Annotated in this window: 24 protein-coding genes; 15 read left to right on the top strand and 9 right to left on the bottom strand. The window is 39.6% G+C overall.

The window, feature by feature from the left end; genetic code table 11:
• Positions 1 to 95: 95 nt before the first annotated feature.
• Positions 96 to 2,435: a helicase-related protein gene (locus tag ACM2FC_RS14230; protein ID WP_498481612.1), complete on the top strand. Its 2,340-nt coding sequence runs from the start codon at positions 96 to 98 to the stop codon at positions 2,433 to 2,435.
• Positions 2,436 to 2,614: 179 nt separating this feature from the next.
• On the opposite strand, the gene ACM2FC_RS14225 is transcribed toward ACM2FC_RS14230, so the two are convergent.
• On the bottom strand, positions 2,615 to 3,205 hold the full coding sequence (locus ACM2FC_RS14225) for an outer membrane beta-barrel protein (protein ID WP_498481610.1): 591 nt from the start codon (positions 3,203 to 3,205) through the stop codon (positions 2,615 to 2,617).
• 832 nt (positions 3,206 to 4,037) lie between these two features.
• Here ACM2FC_RS14225 and ACM2FC_RS14220 point away from each other — a divergent pair.
• From ACM2FC_RS14220 to ACM2FC_RS14205, 4 genes are all read left to right on the top strand, one after another.
• A complete protein-coding gene (locus ACM2FC_RS14220; RefSeq protein WP_498481609.1) occupies positions 4,038 to 4,430 on the top strand; it encodes a transporter in 393 nt (130 codons plus the stop codon).
• Positions 4,431 to 4,543: 113 nt separating this feature from the next.
• A complete protein-coding gene (locus tag ACM2FC_RS14215) occupies positions 4,544 to 5,194 on the top strand; it encodes a porin family protein (protein WP_498481608.1) in 651 nt (216 codons plus the stop codon).
• A complete protein-coding gene (locus tag ACM2FC_RS14210) occupies positions 5,184 to 5,720 on the top strand; it encodes a GNAT family N-acetyltransferase (RefSeq protein WP_498481607.1) in 537 nt (178 codons plus the stop codon). Before ACM2FC_RS14215 ends, ACM2FC_RS14210 begins: the two co-directional genes overlap by 11 nt.
• Positions 5,721 to 5,736: 16 nt before the next feature.
• Positions 5,737 to 6,372 (top strand): HAD family hydrolase, encoded by a 636-nt coding sequence (locus tag ACM2FC_RS14205; protein WP_498481606.1) that lies wholly within the window; start codon positions 5,737 to 5,739, stop codon positions 6,370 to 6,372.
• Between the two features lie 56 nt (positions 6,373 to 6,428).
• On the opposite strand, the gene ACM2FC_RS14200 is transcribed toward ACM2FC_RS14205, so the two are convergent.
• On the bottom strand, positions 6,429 to 7,466 hold the full coding sequence (locus tag ACM2FC_RS14200) for an alkene reductase (protein ID WP_498481605.1): 1,038 nt from the start codon (positions 7,464 to 7,466) through the stop codon (positions 6,429 to 6,431).
• A gap of 140 nt (positions 7,467 to 7,606) precedes the next feature.
• On the opposite strand from ACM2FC_RS14200, the gene ACM2FC_RS14195 reads away from it, so the two are divergent.
• The gene (locus ACM2FC_RS14195; RefSeq protein ID WP_498481604.1) at positions 7,607 to 8,185 is read left to right on the top strand and encodes a TetR/AcrR family transcriptional regulator; all 579 of its coding nucleotides are present in this window, start codon (positions 7,607 to 7,609) and stop codon (positions 8,183 to 8,185) included.
• A gap of 84 nt (positions 8,186 to 8,269) precedes the next feature.
• Here the strand turns inward: ACM2FC_RS14195 and ACM2FC_RS14190 are convergent, their stop codons facing one another.
• On the bottom strand, positions 8,270 to 9,484 hold the full coding sequence (locus tag ACM2FC_RS14190) for a multidrug effflux MFS transporter (RefSeq protein ID WP_498481603.1): 1,215 nt from the start codon (positions 9,482 to 9,484) through the stop codon (positions 8,270 to 8,272).
• 767 nt (positions 9,485 to 10,251) lie between these two features.
• Between ACM2FC_RS14190 and ACM2FC_RS14185 the strand changes: the two genes are divergently transcribed.
• Both ACM2FC_RS14185 and ACM2FC_RS14180 read left to right on the top strand, forming a co-directional pair.
• Positions 10,252 to 11,637, top strand: a complete 1,386-nt coding sequence (locus tag ACM2FC_RS14185; protein ID WP_498481602.1) for an amino acid permease — start codon at positions 10,252 to 10,254, stop codon at positions 11,635 to 11,637.
• 143 nt (positions 11,638 to 11,780) lie between these two features.
• Positions 11,781 to 12,797: a LacI family DNA-binding transcriptional regulator gene (locus ACM2FC_RS14180; protein ID WP_498481601.1), complete on the top strand. Its 1,017-nt coding sequence runs from the start codon at positions 11,781 to 11,783 to the stop codon at positions 12,795 to 12,797.
• Between the two features lie 57 nt (positions 12,798 to 12,854).
• On the opposite strand, the gene ACM2FC_RS14175 is transcribed toward ACM2FC_RS14180, so the two are convergent.
• Positions 12,855 to 13,484 (bottom strand): HAD hydrolase-like protein, encoded by a 630-nt coding sequence (locus tag ACM2FC_RS14175; RefSeq protein WP_498481600.1) that lies wholly within the window; start codon positions 13,482 to 13,484, stop codon positions 12,855 to 12,857.
• Positions 13,485 to 13,789: 305 nt separating this feature from the next.
• Between ACM2FC_RS14175 and ACM2FC_RS14170 the strand changes: the two genes are divergently transcribed.
• From ACM2FC_RS14170 to ACM2FC_RS14155, 4 genes are read left to right on the top strand one after another with little or no spacing between them, the layout of a single operon-like run.
• Positions 13,790 to 14,251: a cache domain-containing protein gene (locus tag ACM2FC_RS14170; RefSeq protein WP_498481599.1), complete on the top strand. Its 462-nt coding sequence runs from the start codon at positions 13,790 to 13,792 to the stop codon at positions 14,249 to 14,251.
• 60 nt (positions 14,252 to 14,311) lie between these two features.
• Positions 14,312 to 16,063: a methyl-accepting chemotaxis protein gene (locus ACM2FC_RS14165; RefSeq protein ID WP_498481598.1), complete on the top strand. Its 1,752-nt coding sequence runs from the start codon at positions 14,312 to 14,314 to the stop codon at positions 16,061 to 16,063.
• Positions 16,056 to 16,598: a hypothetical protein gene (locus ACM2FC_RS14160; RefSeq protein WP_498481597.1), complete on the top strand. Its 543-nt coding sequence runs from the start codon at positions 16,056 to 16,058 to the stop codon at positions 16,596 to 16,598. Before ACM2FC_RS14165 ends, ACM2FC_RS14160 begins: the two co-directional genes overlap by 8 nt.
• Before the next feature lie 43 nt (positions 16,599 to 16,641).
• On the top strand, positions 16,642 to 16,764 hold the full coding sequence (locus ACM2FC_RS14155) for a hypothetical protein (RefSeq protein WP_498481595.1): 123 nt from the start codon (positions 16,642 to 16,644) through the stop codon (positions 16,762 to 16,764).
• 360 nt (positions 16,765 to 17,124) lie between these two features.
• On the opposite strand, the gene ACM2FC_RS14150 is transcribed toward ACM2FC_RS14155, so the two are convergent.
• Positions 17,125 to 18,603 carry a winged helix-turn-helix domain-containing protein gene (locus ACM2FC_RS14150; RefSeq protein ID WP_498481594.1) on the bottom strand — a complete coding sequence of 493 codons (1,479 nt, stop codon included), beginning with the start codon at positions 18,601 to 18,603 and terminating at the stop codon, positions 17,125 to 17,127.
• 373 nt (positions 18,604 to 18,976) lie between these two features.
• On the opposite strand from ACM2FC_RS14150, the gene ACM2FC_RS14145 reads away from it, so the two are divergent.
• Positions 18,977 to 19,462: a porin gene (locus ACM2FC_RS14145; RefSeq protein ID WP_498481593.1), complete on the top strand. Its 486-nt coding sequence runs from the start codon at positions 18,977 to 18,979 to the stop codon at positions 19,460 to 19,462.
• Positions 19,463 to 19,763: 301 nt separating this feature from the next.
• On the top strand, positions 19,764 to 20,513 hold the full coding sequence (locus ACM2FC_RS14140; RefSeq protein ID WP_498481678.1) for a MipA/OmpV family protein: 750 nt from the start codon (positions 19,764 to 19,766) through the stop codon (positions 20,511 to 20,513).
• A 42-nt stretch (positions 20,514 to 20,555) separates the two neighbouring features.
• On the opposite strand, the gene ACM2FC_RS14135 is transcribed toward ACM2FC_RS14140, so the two are convergent.
• Genes ACM2FC_RS14135 through ACM2FC_RS14120 form a run of 4 tightly spaced genes read right to left on the bottom strand, consistent with a single transcriptional unit; the run spans position 20,556 to position 23,404 of the window.
• Positions 20,556 to 21,224 carry an amino acid ABC transporter permease gene (locus tag ACM2FC_RS14135; protein ID WP_498481592.1) on the bottom strand — a complete coding sequence of 223 codons (669 nt, stop codon included), beginning with the start codon at positions 21,222 to 21,224 and terminating at the stop codon, positions 20,556 to 20,558.
• An 11-nt stretch (positions 21,225 to 21,235) separates the two neighbouring features.
• The gene (locus tag ACM2FC_RS14130; protein WP_498481591.1) at positions 21,236 to 21,946 is read right to left on the bottom strand and encodes an amino acid ABC transporter ATP-binding protein; all 711 of its coding nucleotides are present in this window, start codon (positions 21,944 to 21,946) and stop codon (positions 21,236 to 21,238) included.
• An 8-nt stretch (positions 21,947 to 21,954) separates the two neighbouring features.
• The gene (locus ACM2FC_RS14125; RefSeq protein ID WP_498481590.1) at positions 21,955 to 22,608 is read right to left on the bottom strand and encodes an amino acid ABC transporter permease; all 654 of its coding nucleotides are present in this window, start codon (positions 22,606 to 22,608) and stop codon (positions 21,955 to 21,957) included.
• A gap of 10 nt (positions 22,609 to 22,618) precedes the next feature.
• The gene (locus tag ACM2FC_RS14120; protein WP_498481589.1) at positions 22,619 to 23,404 is read right to left on the bottom strand and encodes a transporter substrate-binding domain-containing protein; all 786 of its coding nucleotides are present in this window, start codon (positions 23,402 to 23,404) and stop codon (positions 22,619 to 22,621) included.
• Positions 23,405 to 23,921: 517 nt separating this feature from the next.
• Between ACM2FC_RS14120 and ACM2FC_RS14115 the strand changes: the two genes are divergently transcribed.
• Positions 23,922 to 24,989: a phosphatase PAP2 family protein gene (locus ACM2FC_RS14115; RefSeq protein WP_498481588.1), complete on the top strand. Its 1,068-nt coding sequence runs from the start codon at positions 23,922 to 23,924 to the stop codon at positions 24,987 to 24,989.
• The last annotated feature ends 14 nt before the right edge of the window (positions 24,990 to 25,003 follow it).

The raw sequence follows: 25,003 nt of genomic DNA, 5'->3' as shown, positions 1-25,003 counted from the left end.
AATAGCGATTCCAGCATTCTGTATGTTAAGTCTTCGCCAATTCTATGGATAGGCGTTATACTGCGATTCAAATCAGGTTCGTTTCGTATTTATTCATGTCCTCTTTACCCATTGATTGTCTTCAAAATGAATTTTATTCCATTATTCAAGATAGCCACCTAGTAATAGAAGCAGAAACTGGCTCTGGGAAGTCGACTCGGTTGCCGGTTTGGGCTGCTAAGCAAGGTCGAGTGTTAGTTATTGAGCCGAGAAGAATCGCATGTACTTCATTAGCCGAATTTATAGCTTCTCAGCTAGGTGAGTCTTTGGGAGGTAAAGTTGGCTATGCCATCAAGCTCGAAAATCAGTTTAGTGAAAGTAGCGATATTGTGTTCGTGACACCAGGAGTCGCTTTGCGTTGGTTCTGTGACAATCAGTTGAGCGATTTTCAAGTTGTCATGATCGATGAGTTTCACGAGCGGCGTTGGGATACCGATTTGTTAATGGCAATGCTCAAAAAGCATGGGCAGCATCGGCTGATTGTTACCTCGGCGACGATGGAAAGTGAAAAACTGGCAAGCTATGTTGAAGCGAAGCGACTTACCAGCGTAGGCAGAAACTTCTCGGTCGATATTCAGCATCGCAGCACAGATTCGCAGCAATTACCTCACGGTTTCAAGTTAGAACAACGAATCAAAATGGAAATCGAGGCGACAGATACTGAAGGTGATATCTTAGTTTTTTTACCTGGCCGCAAAGAGATCGCTCAATGTCAGTCAGTTTTGAAAAGCTTAGAAGACTATCTTGTCGTACCGCTTCACGCATCCGTATCAGACCAACAAAAAGCGCTGGCGCTAGCTCAGCAAAATAGCCGAAAAATTGTTTTGGCTACGAATGTTGCGGAAACCTCGCTGACCATACCGAATATAACTTTAGTCATTGATAGTGGTTTAGAACGAAGAACTGTCCAAAGAAACAATCGAACTACTTTGGTTTTGACTCACATTTCTAAAGCGAGCGCCAAGCAGCGAGCGGGTAGGGCTGGGCGAGTATCAAACGGCACTTGCATTCGCTTGTATGGGAAATATGCTGCGTTGGAGGCCGTGACTCCACCTCAATTGCAACGAGAAGAACTCACCGAGCCGATGCTTAATGCTGCCTCTTGTAGTTACAACTTCGAACAGCTGGATTGGTTGGATCGGATACCAGAAAAGTCTTTGAATACAGCTAGGCAAAAACTGATATTGATGGAAGCCATTGATGACAAAGGCTTGGCGACGGAGCATGGTAAAAAACTCTCGCAGCTTCCAATCGATTCCTTACATGCCGACTTAGTCACTCGAATTAAGCCACGCGCGGTAAAAGAAGCCATGATCGACTTGACAGCGGCGTTGTCGGTTCCAGCGTCACTTTATAGTTTATCGACTAGTGATGAAGTTAGAGACGAACTTCAACAAGCTGAACCACTGGGTTGTGACGGGACGCTACTGATTAATCTGGTGCGAGGCAAGAAGTTCCCAGGAGTAAAAATAGACTCAGAAGCAGTAGCGGAAGCGATGGGTTTATCGGAGCAAATGAGAGAGGTATTTGAGTTGCCGCAGTTAAGCGTTGCCTCCGCGGTGGACCGAAACTCACTGGTTGAAAACATTGCCGCATTGCATCCAGAGCTTGTTTTTGTTCGTCGCCAAAAGCGAAAAGAATGCCTAGCGAATGGTCAGCTGGAGATCAATTTAGGCAAATACTCTCGATTTACCGACAAATCAGAAGCGGCAATTGTGCTCGATTTTCATAGTCTGCCCGGCCGAGGTGTTAAACAGACTTTAAATATTGCTTCAGCCACCCTGCCTGTCTCGCTAAGCTTGATCGAGAAACTAGATTTAGGAGAATGGCGTCAAGGGGAAAGCGAAATAGAGGATGGTGCAGCGTTCAGTCAGCTAGAGCTAGTTTACGCAGGCAGAGTTGTCGCCACTAAGAAGGTCGAAGCGCAAGGGGAATATGCCCTAAAACCAATGATCAAAGCCGTATTAGCTGGTGAGCAATTGCCTGGTTTAGCAGAAATACTTACTGCTCAGATTGAGCACTGGAAACTCTACGTTGAATTAGGCTTAAGCGAAACTAAACAGCACAATGACATTACGTTTAAAAAATGGTTTTTGCAGCAGCTAACTGAACTAGAGCTCGAGTCGATACAAGACTTAGAACTATTTTCAAACGATGACTTTACGTTTGATGGCATCCCTTACTGGGAATATGAAGGTTTTGCGCAATCTTATCCGTTTTCACTCGCACTTGCGCAGCTCAACTTGAATGTGGAATACCACACAAGTAAAAAGCTTATCTATGTTGTATACGAAAGTGGATTAAGAAAAACGCCACCGAAGCGATGGGAGCTTCCAACATGGCAAGGGTGGAAAATCCAATACAAAAAAGCGAGCCGAATATTAGATGTTCGGTAGTCCTATCGATCAATAATATAGTTTAATCGTGCACCATATTTGGGGGCCGCCATGTATTTTGAAAATTGGACTTGTGTATGGAGATTGAGAAAAAGAAACGCTCAAGACTAGTTTGGTCACTCATTGAGCGTTTCAATCAAAACTGGTACAGCTTCTATCTCATATCAATTAGATAAAGATCAGAACGTATATCTTGCATTAATCAAGAAGTTAGCAATTGATGGAGCAAAATCACTGGTTGATGTGCTCGTTGGATTACCCCAATAATATGTTTCAGAGAAGCCAGCACTGAAATGATCAGTAAATGCGTAATTGAGCCCAATCCCAGCTAATGGTGATACATCATGAGTGTCGACGTTAAGGTCAGGGTTATTTGCTGCTTCAGCGTGCAGCATCATGTACGCCGCGCCGCCTTTAGCAAAGACTGATAAACCTTTCCAAACGTGAAAAGTCACGACACCCGCTAAATCTATTGCAGACGCTTTGAATGTTGCGACAGGGTTAGAAAGGCCAAAATTATAATCTGCACTGCCAAAATAGTTGTACCCTAGTTCTGCCCCTAAACTAAATCGGTCGTTAATGGGGTGGATGTAGCCCCCTGCAATCCTTGCTGACGCTGCTCCTTCAGTAAGGTTTAGGTTGTCGCCATTACCTATTTGTTGGACGTTAGCTCCAGCACCGCCTTCCACATAAAAATTGCCGGCAAATGCACTTGAAGAGGCTAACAAGGCAGCTACTGTTATGAACTTACTTAATCTACTAGTTTTCATGCTTTTCCAAAGATTATTTTATATTGATTGATTTTTGGTCGAAAATTTAATTAACTGTAATTCTTCAATAGAATTTTACCTCTCAATATAAAAACTTAAATGAATAAACTTATTCCTTGTTTTTATTTATATTAATTAAAAAGATAAAATGACTGAAATATATCTGTAATAACTCAATTGATTTATATTTTTCGTATTTTATTTCTCATATTTATGACGTTAATAAATGTATACCCTGTAATGGTTCGCATTTTATATCTACGATGATTATCAGTAAGTTATGGTTAAAAATTACTTTGGTAGAAGATGCTTTCTTAGACAAATAAAAACAGAAATCATGTCAGAAATATAAGAAACTAATTTATATTCAATAGGTTGCTTTTTGACTTAATGGTTAATTTTTAACGTTAATTAATACGATAAAAATTAATTGTTATTAGTTTGTTTTAATTGTATTTTATTTAGTATTTAGAGGGTGTTCAAAAAGACTAAAAATTATCTTAGTATATGATGAAAACTTAATTATTATTGTGAAATCATATTGTGAATATGTAAATTCCATGTAAGAAAAATGGGCACACTTGGCCGAAATTGACCTCGCTGCTTTGTTAGCCAATCAGAATATTTATATTTCGTGTATTCGCACTAATCTTGTTACGATTAAATTCGAAAAAGAGATGGTTTTGTGTCTTTATTGTTAACTTATTGCTCCTTATATACCATTATTATGATCTAAAAGGTAATAAAATAACCTTTTTTTATAATCTATTGCTATATGCTGATGGTTCGATAATAGTTGAATAAATTACTCAGCTATAGAACCGGAGGTAAGATGGATCTCCAAGAGCTAACTTATATAGAGTTTGATTACACTTCATTTCTTGGTGCGTCGTGCGACAAAGAGTGGACCTTTTTAGAGGCCGTGAATGCCAGTGTCGCAAATGTACGTAAGGTAAGCCGAAGTGATAAGAGTATTGTGAGTATTTCTCCTCAAGAGCGCTTATGGAAATCCGCGCTTAGAATTTTATCTACTCGCCATAGTGATGAATCCAATTTAATTACTCTTTGCCGTATCGCAAAGACTGAAAATATCTCAGTGTTTAAACTGATCATGCCGTATTCTCTTAATCAGGCACAATTGAACTCAATCATGAATGAAGGTGGGGTAAGCATTCGCAATGTTGGCTCAGGTGTAGAAGATGAATTTTTGATTGAGTTTCACTAATTATCTAATTTATCTAGTGCTTTTATCACTCTCTTACTAAATATATTCGTGTTTTTCCGCTCTTTTGATACTCTATGCTTAAAGGACTCTTTATTGAATGTTAGAGGTATGCAATGGAGAATATGCTCAAAAAGGGAGGCATAACGAGGGCGGCTTATGCAACTTTACTTACCTTCTCCCCCTTAGGCTTCGCAGCTGACGAAGTTTCCTCCTCGCCCATTAATTATGACTATCTATACGCAGATGTGAGCTCAGGTTCCAATAACGAAGACCTAGGCTCTAACAGCAATGTCACTGCAGTTGGAGTTGGCGGCAGCATGTTATATAAGGACAATTGGTTACTTGTTACCGATTATACCGCTCGTTTTATCCATCCTGATAACCTAACGAGCGAATATTACTCGCTTCGGCCTGGGGTGGGTTACAAATACAGTCTGACCGATAAACTGGATGTGTCTTCTCGCGTTAGATATGGTGTTCTCTGGTCTTCTGTTACAGACGAAACAACGAATACAACCCTTTCAACGGATACCTCTTCAATTTATGGTATTGATCTAATGTTTACTTACCTAGCTATGGAAAACCTAGAGGTGAGTGTCATGGGAGAAATTAGCCGCAGTAGCCCTATCGATGAAAATATTTTTATGTTGCGTGGTGATTATTATATCGATGAAAATATAGCGATCGGGGGTTTTTATACGTATCGTGACGCGCAAACAAGTCATACTAGTGAAGGTGGGATATCGGTAAGGTATGCATACTAGGATATCGAATTTAGCGCTCGTTTCTCCGACTACTAAACTCGAAGAAGGGTTTATTTCCTTTTATCAAGATTTTGTCGAAAATGATCCTGTCAATGCGGATTATTATTCTGAAGCAATTTCAGATTTTTCCAGTTATATAAAACGATTAGTAGAAGAGTCAAAGGGAATAAACCTCCGATCTCATTATGTACCTTGTAGCCACTTTTGGTTGATTGATGAGCGGAGCAATATTCACGGTGCCATGAGGGTTCGACACTCCATAGATTCTATTTGGTTGCAAAATGAAGGTGGCCATATCGGTTATGACATCAAGCCCAGTTCAAGACGACTCGGCTTTGGCACGCTTATGTTGAAATTAGGATTGCTAGAAGCAAGACGCCTAGGCATCGACAAAATTATGGTTACAGCGGATGAAGATAATATTGCTTCTCGAAAAGTTATAGAAACTAACGGTGGTCGCTTCGAAAAAATTGTGAAATGCCTTGAAGAAGACACATTAGTTGCGCGATATTGGGTTCATCTGTAATTTCTGGAGAAATAACTTGAAGGTATATGATGCCTATCTATTTGATATGGATGGAACTATAGTCAACTCTGAACCGATTAAAGCGAGAGCCCTTGCTTGTGCTTGTGAAGATTATCGGGTCTCAGTTGATTACCAAATTTACAAAGAAGTGATGGGGCAGGAGTGGTCAATAGTAACGCAGCATTTTTTTCAGGCTGGGGGAATATCACCTGATTTAGAAGAATTTAACGGCAATTTTCGAGAGCACTATCAACGGTTACTCAGGACTGATTTAGAGCTCAATAAAGGCGTTAGAACGTATATAGAATCACTAAAAAATGCAGGCAAGAAGTGTGCGGTTGTCAGCTCTGCAGCGAGATGGATGATTGAGCGTATTTTGACTCAATTGGAAATAGCAAAGTTATTTGATGCTGTCGTGGGTAAGGAAGATGTGACGGAACACAAACCCAATCCTGAAGCTTACAACTTAGCAGTCTCAAAATTGGCTGCCAAACCCTTTCAGTCGGTAATATTTGAAGATTCCACGGTCGGTGTAAAAGCGGGCGTATCTAGTGGCAATGATGTGATTGCAATTAGACATGAATTTAATCAACAGCATGATCTAACAGAGTCCATCCAAATCATTGAAGATTTTACTCAATTAATGATTTAAATAAGTGAGCAGGTCACGAAAAGGTGTTTCATGATTCGTGACCTTTACAGATTCAGCTAAACCAGTTGAGCAAGCATTTCTTCAGAATACTCAGTTAGCTCTTTTCCTGACTTGACTCTTTCAACATAGTCTGGGTTGGCTATCAAAGGCCTACCAATCGCTAGTAAATCAAACTGATTGTTTGAAATCGCTTCGCTACCAGTTGAAGCGTCATAACCACCGACTCCGACAAGTGTTTTGCTAGAATGGTTGCGAAGGTATTGAGAAACCGTGCCACCTAAGTAATCAAATTCCATGCTGTCATCAAAAATTCCACCATGGATGTAGACCAATTCACGCTTTTCAATTTCTGACAAGAAATAATCAAATACTTGTCGATCGCGTTGGTCGGTGTCGATATGTACATATGCACCTGGAGATAAACGTAGTGCCGTTCTATCCCCACCGATACGTTCAATGATGGCGTCAATGACCTCTAATGGAAAGCGAGCCATATTTTCAGCAGTGAGTCCGTATTCATCAGTACGAATATTGCTGTTATGGTGAAGGAATTGGTCAATCAAGTAACCATTCGCGCCATGTATTTCTACACCGTCGAATCCAGCGTCGATCGCATTTGAAGCTGCTTGGGCATAGTCTGCAACTAGCTGATCAATTTCTTTTTTAGTGAGTGCTTTTGGCACCGTATACTTGAGGTCGCGCATTCTAGGTACTGTGCCATCAAAAGCGATAGCTGAAGGCGCGACAGTGTCTCCGCCAAAGAAGTGTGGATGGGCGACACGACCAGTATGCCAAAGCTGAGCGAAAATTTTACCGCCATTTTTGTGAACAGCGGCGGTAACAAGACGCCAACCTGCTACTTGCTCTGGCGTAAATAGCCCCGGTGTATTTGGATACCCCTGACCGTCAGGACGAATGATTACGGCCTCAGAAATAATTAGCCCTGTTTCAGCGCGGCGAGCGTAATAATCCGCCATTTGCTGAGTTGGTACTAGGTTGTCGTCAGCCATGCAACGTGTCAGAGGTGCCATGACTATTCTGTTTTTTAACGTAATGGTGTTATTGAGAGTAATAGGTTGAAACAGGTTTTCCATGATAGAGCCCACTAGTTTATTGAATGGTCGTTCAAGAAAATAATTCAATTTGAATGATCATTCAAGTATTATTTTTGAATGAATGTTCAAATTGAATTAAACTCACTGAAAAAGGTCATTGACCCAAGGAGTCTAAGATTATGCGAAATGCTGAATTTGATCGTGAGCAGGTTCTGCGATCTGCCATGGAAGCATTTATTGCAAAAGGTTACAGTCAAACAAGTATGCAAGATTTAAAAAAAGCGACAGGTTTGCACCCCGGCTCAATATACTGCGCGTTTGACAGTAAGCGAGGTTTGCTTTTAGCAGCCTTAGAACAATATCGTATTGAACGTCGAGAAGAGTTCTTAGACTTGTTTGCATCTTCAAACTCTGTACTAGGTGGTGTTGAGGTATATCTGGATCATGTGATTGAAGAGTGTGAAAGCGAAAATATTAAGGACTGCTTATTGCAAAAAGCGCTCAGTGAGTTGTCTCAGCAAGATATAGAAATAGAAGCGATAATAGGCAATATGCTAAAGGAATGGCAGGCGGCGTTTGAAGACAAGTTCGCAATTGCAAAGCAAAACGGTGAAATTAATCAATCAAAAGATTGTTCTGAACTTGCCCAGTTTTTGGTCATGAGCATATATGGATTACGTACCTTTTCACATACTAAACCTGAGCAAGGTGCGCTTAAGAAATTAAGCCGAACAGTATTGGAATGCATCAAAAATTAGAGTGTGTTGACCTGTAAGTCGAACGTCAATTTTGTTGTGTGATTTAAAGATACCCTAGGCACTGAGTTCCTAGGGTATTATTTTTTAGCTTATCGCACGAGTGCGTTTTTTCATTTGAATAAGCTCGTTGGCTGCGTAAGCGATGATGCTTGCTATGATGCAGTACGCAACAACTTTAACCACTGTTGTCATCGTCCCATCATACATATCACTACTCACATCAATGAGAACGGCTACTAAAGCAAGTCGAATCGATGTGACTAGAGAAGCGCTCACACCAGTTTGGTCTGGAACAGCCTCCATAGAGCGGGTAAAAAATATTCCAATACATATGCCTGCCCCAAAGGAGTAGACAACCATCGCTGTCGTCACGATTAAAGGGTCTTGCTGCCAACTTACTGGCATCGCCCACATAAATAGCGTGGAGGCAATAAGGACGATATACCCTAAGTTTTTCATCTTGTTGAGTCCGAGCCAGTTTATCAATCGGCCGCTATTGACGCTGGCAATAACAAACGCAATGAGCAAGCTAAATTGATAAAAAGGAAAATGCGCTTTACTGACTCCGAGCTTATCAACGAATATTAACGACATGTTGGAAACGAATATCATGTAACCAGCAAACATCATAGTGGTTACCATTGTATTGGCCCAAAACTCACTACTTTTAAGAACCGTTAGGTAGTTCGCACCAATTTCTTTAATTAAAAAAGGCTTTCTTTTCTCAACCGGCAATGACTCTGGAAGCTTGGTAAAGCATATCGCTCCTGTTGTTAACGTTAGCCCAGCGATAAATAAAAAGTTGTAGTGATAACCAAATTGATAGTTAATCCAGCCCCCAATCATAGGTGCAAAAGCGATGATACTGACTACCAAGCTATTTAAATCACCTACTAACTTTGCCGCCTTTTCTGCTTTATACATGTCAAACACGACAGCGGCCCCGATGATCATGCACGCGGCACTACCAAATCCTTGGATAAAGCGCCAAAAGATAAGTGTCTCTATTGTAGTTGAAAAAACACAGCCGAAGCTGGCAACAATAAATAGCAAATAGCCTATGTTTAGAACTTTCTTTCGACCAAATGAATCTGACGCAGGGCCATGAATTAAGGCTGCTAAACAGACACCTAGGAAGTTAAAGCTAAGTATTCTCTGTATCATTAATTCGTTGGTTGCGTAAGCATGCATCATGTCAGGAAATGCAGGTAAATAAATATCTGTTTCCATTGCTGCTGCTAAGAAAATTAGCAGTATTAAGAAGCGGATAGTACGCTCACTGTATTGAGGTTGTGACATTTGAGATCCTCATAAACAAGTTTTCCCAATCAACATAAGGGAATCTTTGTTCACGTGTGAACAAATATTGATGACAATGAAATCCAACCGAGAAGGGTTAGGGCAATACGCCCGCGCGCATGGTAATAATCTAACTGCCTTGAGTTGGTATTGAGGTCAGATTAGCGAGTCCAGCTCCAAAAATGCCCCTTAAATGATAGAGCATTCCCATAGTTTTACCTGACATGTAAAGCTATGTATGGCTCGTGTCGAGCCGTGAGATGAAGAGAGGATTGATTTCATCAAAGGGTATTCTACTAAAAATTAATGATGTTACAAGTTATTCTATCCATACGGCTAATTAATTTTTTAAACTAAATAGTCATTATATTTTTACATTTTGCCACTAAGTTTATACAACCTGTTGATTTCGGTTCTTAGCCCATTTTTTATATAGCAGCAAAAGGGACTGTCTCTGGCCAAAATATTCTTATCTTATTGCTTTTTCTATATAAATATATTCTTTATGGCATATATCTATTCAAGCATGGAGCCTTGATAAAACGGGTGTAGAGAAAAATTGTCAATTTTTTATTTCCATTTTCTGGATTTAAATCTTGTGAAGTGATAAAAGAAGCCGTTTATCTAGTTGCATGAGAATAACAAGCAGTTGGATTTGTCTAAAGCGACCTAAAAAATAACTAAATAAATGATACCCGAGCTAATAGGGGTACTGACTCTCTCGTCTTTTTTATAGTCAGATATTTGAACAAACTACGGAACACAACATGTTACTAAGAAACTTAAAAGCAAGGCATCTAAATATGATTGCACTTGGTGGCTCGATAGGGACTGGAATATTCCTCGCGAGTGGCTATGCAATTTCTGTTGCAGGGCCTGGTGGAGCAATCGCAGCATACAGCCTTATCGCTATTATGGTTTATTTCTTGATCACCAGCTTGGGTGAAATGGCGACACATAAACCGACAACAGGTTCTTTTTGTGAGTACTCTACGGATTACGTAAATTCGTCGTTTGGCTTTGCGATGGGTTACAACTATTGGTTTAACTGGGCAATAACGATTGCGGCTGAAATTTCTGCTGCGACTATTATCGTCAAATTTTGGTTCCCTGAAGTCTCCCCACTTTTAGTCTCCGGGCTGTTTTTCATTTTGATTTTGGCGGTGAACCTGTTTTCAGTGAAGGTGTTTGGCGAGACTGAGTACATTATGTCATTTCTTAAAGTTGCGGTGATCATTATCTTCATCGTCCTTGGGGCTTGCCTGGTATTCACTCAACCTCATTTCGGCGCGAAAAATTTCACCATTGCTGATGGGCCGTTTCATCATGGTTTTGCTGGATTTATTAGTGTCTTCCTCGTTGCGGGCTTCTCGTTCCAAGGTTGTGAGCTCATTGGTATTAGTGCGGGTGAAACTAAAGACCCAGAGAAGAATATACCAAAGGCCGTGAAAAGTGTTTTCTGGCGTTTATTGCTATTCTATATTCTTTCCACTTTGCTTATTAGCCTGTTAGTACCATTTAACGATCCAAGTTTGGCGAATGGTAACAGTGTTGAAGCTAGCCCATTTACTCTGGTATTTAAGCACTATTTCGATATGGGTGTCGCGACCAATATGCTTAACTTCATTGTGTTGATTGCGGTGATTTCCGCAGCGAATGCAAGTATGTATTCTTCAACTCGTACTCTTTGGTATATGGGACAAAATGGTCAAGCACCAAAAATCTTTAGCAAAACGACATCATTTGGCTTACCTATTTATGCTCTTTTAGCGACAGCGGTTGTTGGGTCTGCAGTGTTCCTGTCTTCGTTTACTGGTAACGGTGAACTCTTTACCATTTTGCTGAACATTTCGGCACTATGTGGATTCATTGCTTGGTTTGGTATCGCACTAAGTCACTATTGCTTCCGTAAGAAGGTGCTTAAAGGGGATACATCAAAGCTGAAATACACAGCGAAAATGTTTCCTTATGCTCCAGTGATTTCAATGTTGTTCATTGCACTTATCATCATTGGTCAAGCGTTTGAGATGAAGTTGACGGTTTTCAACGTAGTGACTAACTACGGGGCTCTTATTGTGTTTGTGGCAATTATGCTAGGTCACAAACTGTTTAGCTCAAAACCTCAACTCAAAACTCAACTAGAAAATCAGTAACTAGCGTTTTTAACTTAGGCTGAATAAAAAATGCTCGGCGATATCGTCGAGCATTTTTTTATCCTGATTCCTATCGAGACAATTTGTAGGTGTTACGGTAATATTTAAGAGGAATCATACTTTAAAGCCACGTCAGCACTTAGATGAAACAGCGAATAACCATTAAAGATATAGCTAGAGATCTGAATATTCATCACTCCACGGTTTCTAGAGCATTACGTAACGATCCTAAGGTTAAAGAAGCGACCCGTATTAAAATTCGCACTTACGCGAAAGAAAACGGATACCGATTAAATATCAATGCCTTGCAACTGCGTGGTGAAGTCAGAAACGTCATTGCGGTGATCGTTCCTAATATCCACCATTTCTTTTTCTCCAATATGGTCAGTTTTGTCGCCAATCTAGCAAAAAAAGACGGTTATATTGTGTCTATATTTCAAAGCAATGAAAGCTTAGAGGAAGAAAAAGAGATCATTGAATCGGTCATCCAAAATAATGTTGCAGGCATTATCGCGTCCGTTTCCATCGAAACAATAGAATCCAATCATTTTGCGGATCTGCGCAAGTTCGATATTCCACTAGTCTTTTTTGACCGCTACAGTGAATCGCTAAATGTCCCTAAAGTAACCGTCAATAACCGAGAGGTTGTAAAGCAAGCGACTGAACACTTGTGCGATCGGGGGTATAAAAAGATCGCCCACCTAACTGGACCAAAACAACTCAATGTATTTCGTGAGCGCTCTAATGGTTATAAGGATGGCATAAAGAGCCGAGGAATGGATTATTGTCGTAGCGTTGAATTTGTTGAAGAGTTCGATGAATTGTGCGGACAGGATGTAATGCGAGACTTGCTAAATAAAAAAGATACCCCAGATGCGCTAATTATAGATTCACAAAATCTCGCTATGGGCGTCATTTTGGAGCTGCAAAATCAAGGAATTGATATACCTAATCAAGTGGGGTTAATTGTATTTGGGGACAATAGAGCGGTTGACGTTATCTCTCCCGGTATTACAACCATATCGCAGCCAGTAGAAAGTATTGCTCAGGAAAGTTACCAGCTACTCAGAGAGCAGTTGCAAGGATCTGGCACACCACTGGATACTCATATCGAGCTTGAATGCGAACTGGAGATCCGGGGTTCTAGTTTAAAAGTCTAATTGTCATTCCAGAGCTTTCGTTTTAAGAAAACTCTGGAAAGCAGACGGTTTGTCTCGTTAAGCCTGTTGCGTAAATTCATCAAGGTGAAGACAATTAAGCAACTCATAGGTATCACTTGATACAAACTGATCGGTGACATTCTTAAATGCGGTTTCTGAATTGTAGCCCCAAGATACTGGATAGAATCGAATATTCGTCTTTTTTGCTGCTCGACAATCTCGTGTTTCATCACCAACAAAAGCAAGTTCAGCCGCTGATATCTGATGGCTTTTCATGAAGTTTCGGATGTCGTAGGATTTTCCGAAAATAGATTTTGAATTGTTTATACTCGAGAAGTAGTGTTTCAAGTCGTACATTGATAGCAAGCCTGAAACATTCTCGTAGGAGTTTGATGTCAGAATATGCAACTTGATTTCCTCTCTCTTTAGTTCCGCTAACAACTCTGTAATTCCATGTTGCAGCTCTATTTTATCTAAGTTTTCATAGATTTCAGAAGTAATGCTCTTGGTTATTTTGGGGAGTTTAAAAATGGGGATTCTAAGTGTCTTTAATACTTGCCAAGATGACAGGTTTCTAAGTTGTTCCCAATTCGGAGGCTCTACAGAAGTCAGTTCCATTAACTTGTTGTACACAATGTTTGAGGTATCAAAAAGAGTACCGTCGAAGTCGAAAAGTATATGCTTCATTTTTTCACACCAACTGCATCAGCTTGCCTAATACCTTAACTTGAATTTCAGCAAAAGTGGACGCTTTTTAAAATTTGTATACCGTGCAACATGCAAATAAATATCAAAATGCATTCTCATTCATATGAATAATGTCACCTTTTTGAGAATCGCAGCATTAATTTCCAATAACTAACAAATATATCAATTTATACCTAGTTTTTGGGGTGACTAATTTGAGTCTTGTACTAGCATCTTCTATAGATTAATTAACCTAATTATGCAGATAGAGGAATCAATCTGTTTGTTGCAAAAAGGACCTAGCCATGAAATTGAAACTAATACCGCTGTTTATTTCTTGTTTAACGCTGTTCTTCACAGCTCCAAGTTGGAGTGCCGAGAAGACTAAACAAGAGTTGCAAGTGTTTGTCGAAAAAGCGGCAGATTATGCGAAGCAAAATGGTAAAGATGCAGCCATGAAAGCGTATATGGATAAAAATAGTGAGTTCTTTGATGGCGAGCTCTATATTTTTGCATACGACACGACCGGAACTGTTGTAGCACATGGAGCGAAACCAGCTTTGGTGGGCAAGAACCTTATAAAGCTAAAAGATGCGAGAGGGAATAAAGTTATCTATGAGCTTAACGAAGCGGCTAAGAAAGGTGGTGGCTTTGTTGAGTATTATTGGGAAAACCCACAGGTGAAAAAGGTGCAACGTAAGTTGGGCTATGTGTTGATGATTGACGATAATATATGGGTTGGTTCAGGCATATACAGTAATGAATAACCTTTAACACATTGTATATCTATCGGGCGCTACAGCGCCTGACAGAGTGGAACCTTTTTTATGAAGTTGCTTTCTAAGTTTAAAATATCTACTCGATTAACCATTGTCAGTCTAATTAGCGTTCTTGCTGTTATGGCTCTGATGACGATGGGAGTGCGAAATATCAATACTCAGAATCATGTTCTGCAAGACATCTATCAACAGCAGTTGAGTAAACTGATTCGGGTCAATGAAATAGAATCCATGCTAATCACCGTGAATAGTCAGATTTATCAGGTGGTTAACATGATTAATATTGAGCAGCCAGAGTCCGAGATTGACAAAGCAACAGATAAATTTTTCCAAAAGCTTGATGTAGCCAGAAGTAGTGTCGCGGAAAACTTTGACACGCCACTCCCAGACAAAAAGCAACTAGAGTCATCAGATTTATTGTTCGAACATCTCAAGCAAATAGACGAAAAGATCACTTCTCTTGGACAAGACAGCAGCTCTGTCAATGAACTTTCATACCTCTATGGAGACGCTTTACTCACAAGTATTTCCCTTTACATTCTCGCTTTGCAAGACGTTTGGCCAACCGTCAAAGATATGAAACTGATTGGTGCTGAAATGGCAGCGGGGATGATGCTGGGTACAGAAGAAGACTTTAACCGAATTAAAACCTACATTGATGCGGTCAGTGAGCTTAGACGAGACAATGCTGAATTAGCGTATCAAAACTCAATCAGTCAAAGTGGTGTACTAAAAACTATTTTTGTCACCGTTGCTGTTGTGACATTAGTGCTAGTGATGGGTATTGTTGTCACCTTGAGCCGAAGTATCACTGTTCCGATACAAAAAGTTAAACAATCAATGGAAGATATTTCTCATGGTGATGGCGATTTAAAAGCGCGACTTCCAGAAGATGGAAAAGATGAAATTAGTGACTTATCTCGTTCGTTCAACTCCTTTGTGGCTAATTTGCAGGCGACGATCAGTCGTATCAAAGATAGCTCTAGAGAGCTGAATATATCCGCTACAGATATAGGCAATGATTGTGCAAATACTGAACGAACCGTAGAGGAGCAAAAGCCGCAAATTGAAGGCGCTGCCGCCGCAATGGAGCAGATGACATCAAGTATTCAAGAAGTGGTCAACAATATTAACACTTCTGTGGAAGCGGTTCGAGAGTGCGATAGCAATGCCGAACAGGGCCGCCAAAAGGTTACTCAAGCGATGAAAAGCATCGATAATCTTAATGAAACCGTGCAAAACTCCCAGTCAGCGATGGCTAAACTCAGTGAGCACAGTGCACAGATTACTGGCATTGTTGACGTAATAACGGGTATTGCGGAACAGACTAACTTACTCGCTCTTAATGCAGCAATTGAAGCGGCAAGGGCGGGAGATCATGGTCGTGGTTTTGCTGTGGTGGCAGATGAAGTGCGAGAGCTAGCGAAAAGAACCAGTACGTCAACGTCTCAAATTCAACAGATGATCACTGCGTTGCAAGAAGGGGTCGTGGAGGTTAATGATACTCTAGAAACTGCGTTAAAAGAGGCAGGAAGCAGCGTCGAGCATGTAAAAGAAACCGTAACGTCACTTGATGGCATACAGCAGTCAGTGCAAGGGATTGATCAAATCAGCACCCAAATATCGACTGCTATGGGCGAGCAACACCAAACAATTCGTGAGCTCAATCAAATAGTATCGCGCGTCAGTGACGACTCTGGAACCATTTTAAGTACCGCACGCCAAAGCGCTTCAAGAAGTGAGCAGCTTGATAGACTGTCTGATGAGCTTGATTCACTAATGGGTAAGTTTGTTGTCTAGCTGTATCGAACCAAAGTTTAATAAATGCGATGAACCAAATGTTGCAACGAGTCAGTACAAAGCTAGTTCTGTTATTGTGAAGTTAAAATCAAGCAAGTATTTTTTTGACAAAATACCACGACACCTTATCACGTTGCTGTGCTTGTTCGCGATATCGGGTTGTTATGAAGAGCCAAAATACCTCTATATCGAGCTAAATAAAGCTTATTCGGCATACAGTAATCTTTCGACTAAAAAGCAAAAAATGATTGTTTCACGATATCAAACCGTGAAAGAGCAATGCGTAAAGAGTTGTAAAACACGACGTCTAAAAAATGAGCAGATAAATAAGCAATGTCAGCGTGAAATCATGACTCATATTATGAGTGACATGTATGGACTTAATGTGAGTGAAGAAATGGTTAAAGATATTGAACGTATCTCCAAAGAAGCGATAGAAACCTGTAGGCATCAAGCCGGATTTAAGAAGTGCTATGCGAACAAAACCCATAACCTTTCGGTTAGGTTGGAGCGAGGCAGAATGCACTATCGTTAAAACTAAGCGGTAATTGTAAAGCTTGATGTAGCCAGAAGTAGTGTTGCGCGTCAGTGACGACTCTGGAACCATTTTAAGTACCGCACGCCAAAGCGCTTCAAGAAGTGAGCAGCTTGATAGAATGTCTGACGAGCTTGATTCACTAATGGGTAAGTTTGTTGTTTAATCTGGTTTGAGCTGAAATAACAGGTCATTACAAGGTAAATAACTCCGCCTATTGCCCACAAAACAATAGATAGCGTGATGAATAGCATTAACATTTTTTGTCCTCACTTCGTTGGCTTTTGCTGTCTATAAGTTTCAGATCTCAACACCTTATATTGAGCACCTGTACTTCGGGTTATATATCCTACACATTGGGGCAAAACAGGCATAAAGATCCGATAAGTAAGACATAAAAAGAGCATAAAAAATAAATAAAATCATTAATAACAATGGGTTGCTTGCTAGCTTTTCTCCAGGGCAAGACAATGAAGATAGTATTCAAGCGAGTAGCGAGAAGTCTAGCCCGTAAAAGTTCTTGAATTTATTTGCTATCGAGATTGTTAATTAAAGTATCTAGGTTACTATCAAAAAACATTGGTCCTGCGATTTCTAACGCCAGAGGAGAAGAGGTGTTTTGAGTGGCTTGTAAGTACAATTCTTTTGCACCGCCAATATGCCCGAGAGCTTCTTCTGATTTAGCCAGCAAGAGGTAGGTTAAAGGAGTATGCTTATTATAAGGAATGGATAGTAAGATTTGAGATGCTTTGCTAGGTTTTCCTTGCGAGAGTGCGAGTATCGCATTTGCTTCAAATACCCTAGGGCTATGTGCAACTTTTAAATACTCTACTAGTGATTGAGAATACTCTTTGTTTAGCTTAGCTATAATTGATGGCTTATCATTGTTGTTACTTGCAAACAAGGTCAACATATCGCCAATGTAATTGAGAGCAACGATATGGGCGTTGTCTGGTGAAATATTCCTTGCGTTACGTAAATATTCTGCTGCTCTATTTAGGCCAGTGTTGGTATAAGTGATTCCAGTGGCGGACATAAGATCTTTTATTGCAGCACCTGATTGAGGGAAAATGGAAATATCTCGTTTTAGCTCACTTTCCGGTACTTCTATGTACATTGCCCGAAGGGTGTCATCAACCATGGTTTGGAATATTCGATGAAAATGAGTGAAGTTAATAGTATAGCGGCGATTTAAGTGCGTTTGACCAGAAGCCCGATTGTAGTACTTAATAGCTAGCCGAGGAGGGCTATTTTCTTTGCTTTTTGCTAGAGATATGTCGAGTTCTATTGCGGCTTGATTTTGATGCTGGTTTGATTTTACAACGCGGATATTGCTATAAAAACCCATAAATTCTATAAATTGAATGATGGTACCGTATAGCTCAGGGGCTGACTTCAAATCGTCACTTACATTGAGCACAGCATAGTCGAAATTATACCGGCCGATAAACTCACTATCTTTTGCTTGGACACCTGTCAGCATTGCGTTAATGTTTTTTTGCCACAAAAATATCGTTTGGATAATGATAACGCTTACCAGTATGGCGATAACTGAATACAACTGGATACGTCTTTTATTGTTCGCCCTCGATACAGCAGGCAGTACTGGCTGGTTTTTACTTGATACCGTCTCTTTCTCGTTTTTTACGTCTTGCTTTGGTTTTTGAATTGTGGTCTCTTCGAGATGCACGATACCATCAAATTTGTAACCGCGCCTCGGCATAGTCGTAACATAGCCACTGGCTTGACGACTGTGCTTTTTAAGTATTTTTCTCAATTCAAATACAGCTTGAGTAACCACTTGGTCAGTTAAAACACTACCAGCCCAGACATGTTCGATTAACTCATCACGTGTATGTGTGCGGCTGGGGTTGGTGCAGAAGAACTCAAGTAACTTAGACAGGCGTTTATCGATAGTAATACACGAACCTAAGAATCGAATTTCCCCTTCTTTTGGATCAAAGCGCCACTCATCTACTACGAAAATATTATTTTTCTCAGACATCCCAGCCAAGTTAGAAGGTTTTCATTGTACTCATTGCTTTAATATAGATTCAATTTGGTCATTTTATTAACGGCTTATTGAGCAAATTTGAAGCTGTTAACATACAAAATTATATATTTCATGCATTCAAGGCTTTTTTGAGTGGTATTTAATAGAGTTTTAACTATTTGATATTCGGCTGTTTTATATTTTATTTATGCGATTTTATTAACTGTTTAGGGTTTCGTTATGCCACGCTTTTCGAAAATCTGGATGATGTGCGCACTTTGCAAGTGAAGCGGGTGACTGCCATGTAAAGGGATTATGTAGTCTGCAAACACTTGAAGTATGAAAGTACCGAATTTTAGTAAACCTTTTAAAGAGTTATAAAACCATGAAATTAAGTAAAGTAATTTATCCTATCAGTGTTGCTACTATTTTGTTTGCAGCTCAAGCGACAGCAAACCCTTATATCGGCGCGAGTTACCTATATTCAGAATATCAAGTAGAAAACGAGAATACCGATTTCACTGATGAGAATAGTGGATACAGCTTATATGCCGGATACAAACTCAATAACTTCATTTCTATCGAAGGTGGATATGCAGATTTTATTGATACACATAAAGACTTAGAGCACATTTATTCAGATGCCTGGTTGGCGAGTACAAAGCTGACTCTGCCAATCACAATCTTTGATGTATATGGTCGTTTAGGTGTAGGTCGTTTTCAATCTAACTTAGGTGATACTACTGATGCTTATTATGGAGTCGGTACAGGTGTCTCATTAGGGCCTGTGCGCCTAGCATTGGAATACACAATGTATGAAGCAAAAATCGTTGAAGACAGTTACTCCTTGAGTGCTGAATTTCATTTCTAATTCGATCAACTAATAACAAGAAATCATAAAAATCGAATTCGTTGCATTAGTTGATTTGATAGTAATACCAATTCCACCAATTACTTAATCGCTCTTGCTGGTTAAAATCGTTCATAACATCGTTAGAATTTTTACAATTAGAATAACTAGTTATAAAAATCCTGCCTTGTTCTGAACGATTTTTCCTGCGCAAGTTTCTGATCACATAATTACTGGCATTGGTATTGGAGGGCATAGGCCCTCCTTACCTTATCTTGATTAGCTCATGTTTACGAAGCAATTTAACGGAGTAGAAATGAAAATTAAATCAATGCTATTTACTGTTGTTATGACGAGCTTGGTGCCGATAGCAGCGAAGGCTGAGTTTTCCTTAGGAGCAATTGCGTCGTATTCGCCAGAAGTATATAAAGATACACCCACAAACAAAACGGTTCTTCCCCTAATTGGATATGAAGGAGAGCATTTATTTATGCGTGGGCTGAGTGCAGGGTATCGTATTCTCCCTGTTCGTATTAAGGATGGTTTTGGCCAAAATGTTGTTGTTCGGCTCAAATATGATGCCCGTACACTAAACCCTTCTGATTCCAGTGATACACAAATTCAACAATTAGAAGAAAGAAAAACCAGTGTTTATGGTGGTATTGGTTATCAACTATACACACCAGTTGGAGTCTTTGAAGTAAAAGGTATGACAGATACCTTAGGTCGAAGTCATGGCTCTTACGCAGAGGCTACGTGGGAGCTACCTTTCTTCTATGAGCGCTGGGGGATTTCTCCATCATTCGGTTACACTTACGATGACGCTAAACTGAGCGATTATCTTTATGGTGTGAGTGCGTCAGAGGCCGCTAGGTCAGGCATTAATGAATTTAGTGCAGGCGCCGATGGAGCGTATTTCATTACCGTTAAAAGTTACTTTAACTTTACTGAGCACCTGCGCGTGACCGCGAGTCTAACTTACAGAAACTTGGAAGGTGATATCGAGAGCAGCCCTATCATCGAAAGTGGTATCAATACCACTGCTGCGTTAGGGATGTCCTATGTATTCTAACGCGTTTAATGACCCCCAGCTTTCCAATGGGGTCATTAAAATTTAAACCCTTCTAATCACCAACTTCTTTTCCAACTTACGTGACAACATAATGATCACGCATATCAATATGAAATATACGACAAGCGAAAAAAGATAGGTTCTAAAGAACAGAAAGTTTGATGCTGCAACTTCTTGTATCTGTGAGAAAAAATCACTATATCCAATAAGAAATACAATAGTCGTATCTTTAAGGTTATTGATGACTTGGTTCGTTAAAGACGGGATTGCCGCAATAAAAGACTGCGGTAAAATGATATGCCGAAACCTCTGAAGTGGTGTAAAGCCTTGGACAACAGAAGCTCTGATCTCGTCGGCTTCCATTCCGTTGTATCCTGAAAGTAGATAAGAGCAATTATAGGCACCAACATTTAAAGTAAATCCAATAATGGCGACAGCGTTCGCACTTAGGTGAATACCTTGCTGCGGCAAACCGTAGTATGCGACAAACAACCATATCAACAGTGGTGTGCCGACAAAAAAACTCACGTATGATTTTACCGCTCGCCTAATGAATCCATTGGAGTTGATATACAGGAAGAAAAGAAACATCCCCATTAACAGCCCTGTTGCGCTGACAGTAATAGTTAGCTCAATGGTTTTGTATAAGGCGATTAAGATGGTGTCTTTTCTTTGGTATAAGTCGTTGAGTAAATTAATCCATCTTTCCATTTGTCACTTCCCTACATAAAGAAATCGTTGATTGTCTTGCTTTCATGATGCTGGGCAAGTTGATGAATTTTTCCCTCGGCACTGATTGTACCGTTTGATAAAAACACGATCTCACTATCTAAATACTTTGCGAGGTTCAAGTCGTGCGTCACACAAACAATGGTGATCTCGTATTCGTTGAGCTGTTTAATTAGATCGCCAATTTTTCTCGACATGAGTGGATCGAGAGCAGAAGTCGGCTCATCAAGTAAAATGAGCTTGGGATTCATCGCTAAGGTTCGAGCAATCGCCACTCGCTGCTTTTGACCACCAGAAAGCTGGGCAGGGTACTTATTTTTATGCTCTTCCATGTGCATCTTTTCTAGAACCGAATGAGCAACTTGATTGGCTTGAGCTCGTTTGAAGCGTTTAATTTTTCTTAGTGCTAACGTAACGTTATCTTGAACAGTCAGATGTTTGTATAGACCAAAACTTTGAAATACAACGCCAATATCTTGATGAAGGTTTGATTTATCTTTAAGTAAGTTTTTTTGATTGAAGATAATCTCGCCAGAAGAAGGCTGCATTAGGTCAATCAGGCAGTTAATCAATGTGGATTTGCCTGAACCAGATGGGCCCATAACCAATTTGATCTCATTTGCTTTTACGTCAAAACTGACATTATTTAATATCTTTAAGCCATCGATGTCGACATTTAAATCTTTAATACTAAGTATGGACACATTTAATCCTAAAATTGATTGATACCTGGAATTTGATATTTTCTTTCGAGAAAAATGGTTATTGAGTGAAAAATCTTATATATCAGGTAATACAGTATTCCCGCAGTAGTATAAATTAATATGGCATTATTAGATGTTGTTGAAAGAATGGATGCATTTCGGGTTATTTCTGGTATGCCTACCACATAAGAAAAAGGGGAATACTTTAGAATAATAGTAAACTCATTGACTATTCCTGGAATTGAAAACCGAATTGCTTGAGGTAGTTCAATGTTGAGAAAAATTTGACGCTGAGACAAGCCAAATGTTTTCGCAGACAATATTTGTGTTGGTTCTATGGTCGTGAGTGTTCCTCTCATAAGCTCATAAATATACGATCCAGAAATCGCACCAATGCTTACACACATTGTTTCTAAGGGGGACAAGCTGATACCGACGGCTGGTAACCCAAAATAAACAAGAAAAATTAGAGGTAAGATTGGAATTGCACGAAATAAGAAGCTAAACGAATCACATACTTTGAGTACCAAAGGATTGTTCAGCCTGTTTAATATTGTCAGTATGAAGCCAACAAAAAATGCAGATAGTGCACAGGAGAAGGTGACTAAAATAGTATAAGCAGCACTCAGAGAGAGCTGCTCAACAATAGTTAAAAACGGCATGTTAAATAGATTATCCTTTCATCCATTTATCTAGCGTTTCTTTTACATCTTCTTTGCCTTTTTTAGACTCGATAAATGCATTGAATTTCGCACGGATAGGGGAGCCCTTCTTAAACGCAAATCCAAGCTTATCTATACCGTTAAACGCGTATGCAATTTCGATTGGGAAATGGCGCTTAAACTTGTAGTCGTTATAAACGGGCAGTTCAATGAAGGCTAGATCTAGGTTTCCGTTCATAAGATCAGTCACGGTTTCGTTGTAAGATGGATACAATTTCACATCTTTTAACGAGTAGTAGTGCTTTGGCTCTAATTGGTCTTTGATCAGGCCACTATATGCCATACCACGAGGATAGCCGATAGAGTATTGTTTCAATTGATCCAGGTTATCGATATGAATGTTTTTCTTGTCAGTACTCACAAGATACCAAGAGTTGATAAAGTATGGCTTGGAGAAGTCCATCACTTTTTCACGTTTTGGAGTGATAGAGATACCTGAAAAAGCAACATCAGCTTTACCGCTAGCAACCGCACCTAACATACCCTGCCAATCATAAGGGGTAATTTTAAACTTATACCCATACTCTTTAGCAAACTCTTTAAATAGTTCTAAATCTGCGCCAACTATATGGTCATCTTTCTTAAATAGCATTGGGGGAGAACTTGGTGATACGGCAACCTGAATTACTTTCTCTTGAGTTTCAGTTCTTGAATTATCACATCCAACGAGAGCTAAGGACAAAGCAATAACTCCCGCAAACATGACAGGAATCTTTATTTTACGGAACGACGCCATCATATTTCCTATAGAAAAATTGTTAATTTCATCAGTGTTGTTGTGTATTTATATTGTTAACACAAACACATTTTTCAATAAATGCAAAAAATGTGAATTTTACATTTATCTGTTGTAAATAATGGAGTCGGATTTATTTATGAGATCTTTGCCGCAATTACATGTAGGTAATAATGACTGTCCTGTAATTATAAATTTTCTTAATTAATTTAAAATGCATCGGCAATATGAATAGGTCAATGGATTAAATATATTAATACTAAGTAGAAAAAATTCGGCTGAATCTTTCTATATTTAATCAATGAATATAAAAGGAGGAGCTCTGTATAAATTAATAATATTAAACAAAATGATATCTACTGCTTGGTAGATGAAGCTTTCTCTCGTTAATGGATCTCCGCAGAGCATATATAGCATTCTGTTCTAAACTAATAGTTCGTCATTATGGTTTGGGGGAATGAATGATCGACTGGATGGTATGTACATTAAGATCAAGGCAAAGTAGCTGCTGTTTCAAATGAACACTCGACTAACATGGAGCAGCCTTAAAACACGTCTTTGGCAAGATCGGCTAGTCCTTGGTTTTGTCATCGTAAGTAGTTTTATCCTGTGGTTAGCGATTCAACTTAATCCTTCATTTTTTGTTGCCGAATATACGATAAAAGGCTTGGTCACGCCACTTATGATCTTGGCAATCGCGAGCATCGCTCTGTGGTTAACTCTTTACTTTCTCTATCTAATGTTTAAAAGAGATCCGCATCCTCTGTTAGCCTATTGGAAGACGCTAAAACATTTAGTCTACCCGCTGGATAGATCTCTCTCGTTTGTTGTTGTCTTTACAGGTATAGCTTTAACCATTCTTAACTATTCCTACTTAAAAGTTTTCATTAGCGAAATCCAGCCTTTCTTACTAGACAATACGTTTTATGAAATGGATGCATGGCTACATTTTGGTTATGACCCATGGAAGATTACTCATTACGTTTTTTCTTCACCAGAGAGCACCTTATTTATTAATGCTCTTTACCATTTGTGGTTCTTCATCCTGATTTGGGTTTCAATTTTGTTTTTAACCGATAAAGTGACTCGGCTGCAACGTACTCAATACAGTTTAACTTTAGTAGTCATCTTACTTTTTATTGGTAATGGTCTTGCGACCTTGTTTTCGTCGGCTGGGCCCTGTTTTACTTTTCTACTTGATGCGGAAAATACTTTATATCTCGATCTTATGGAAAGATTGATATTGCAAAGTGATACCTTAACTAACCAAGGCTGGCCACCTGTATGGGCGCTGGATGTCCAAACATTACTTTGGCAAAACTATGAGCAAAGTCACTATCAAATGGGGCTTGGGATCTCTGCCATGCCGAGTATGCACGTATCCACAAGCATACTAATGGCGCTAGGTTGCTATTCTTTTAGCAAAAAACTTGGCGTATTAATGTGGTTATACGCCTTCTTCATTCAAATTGGTTCAGTACATTTGGCATGGCACTATGCGATAGATGGATATCTGGGAGCAATTGTTACCATCGTTGTTTGGTCGCTCATTGGTAAGTTGTTGCGACGCTATCAAACGTACTAACGAGAAATTTGCTT

It is taken from the genome of Vibrio sp. A37 (assembly GCF_059777565.1).
This window is presented reverse-complemented; position numbering and strand designations above follow the sequence as displayed.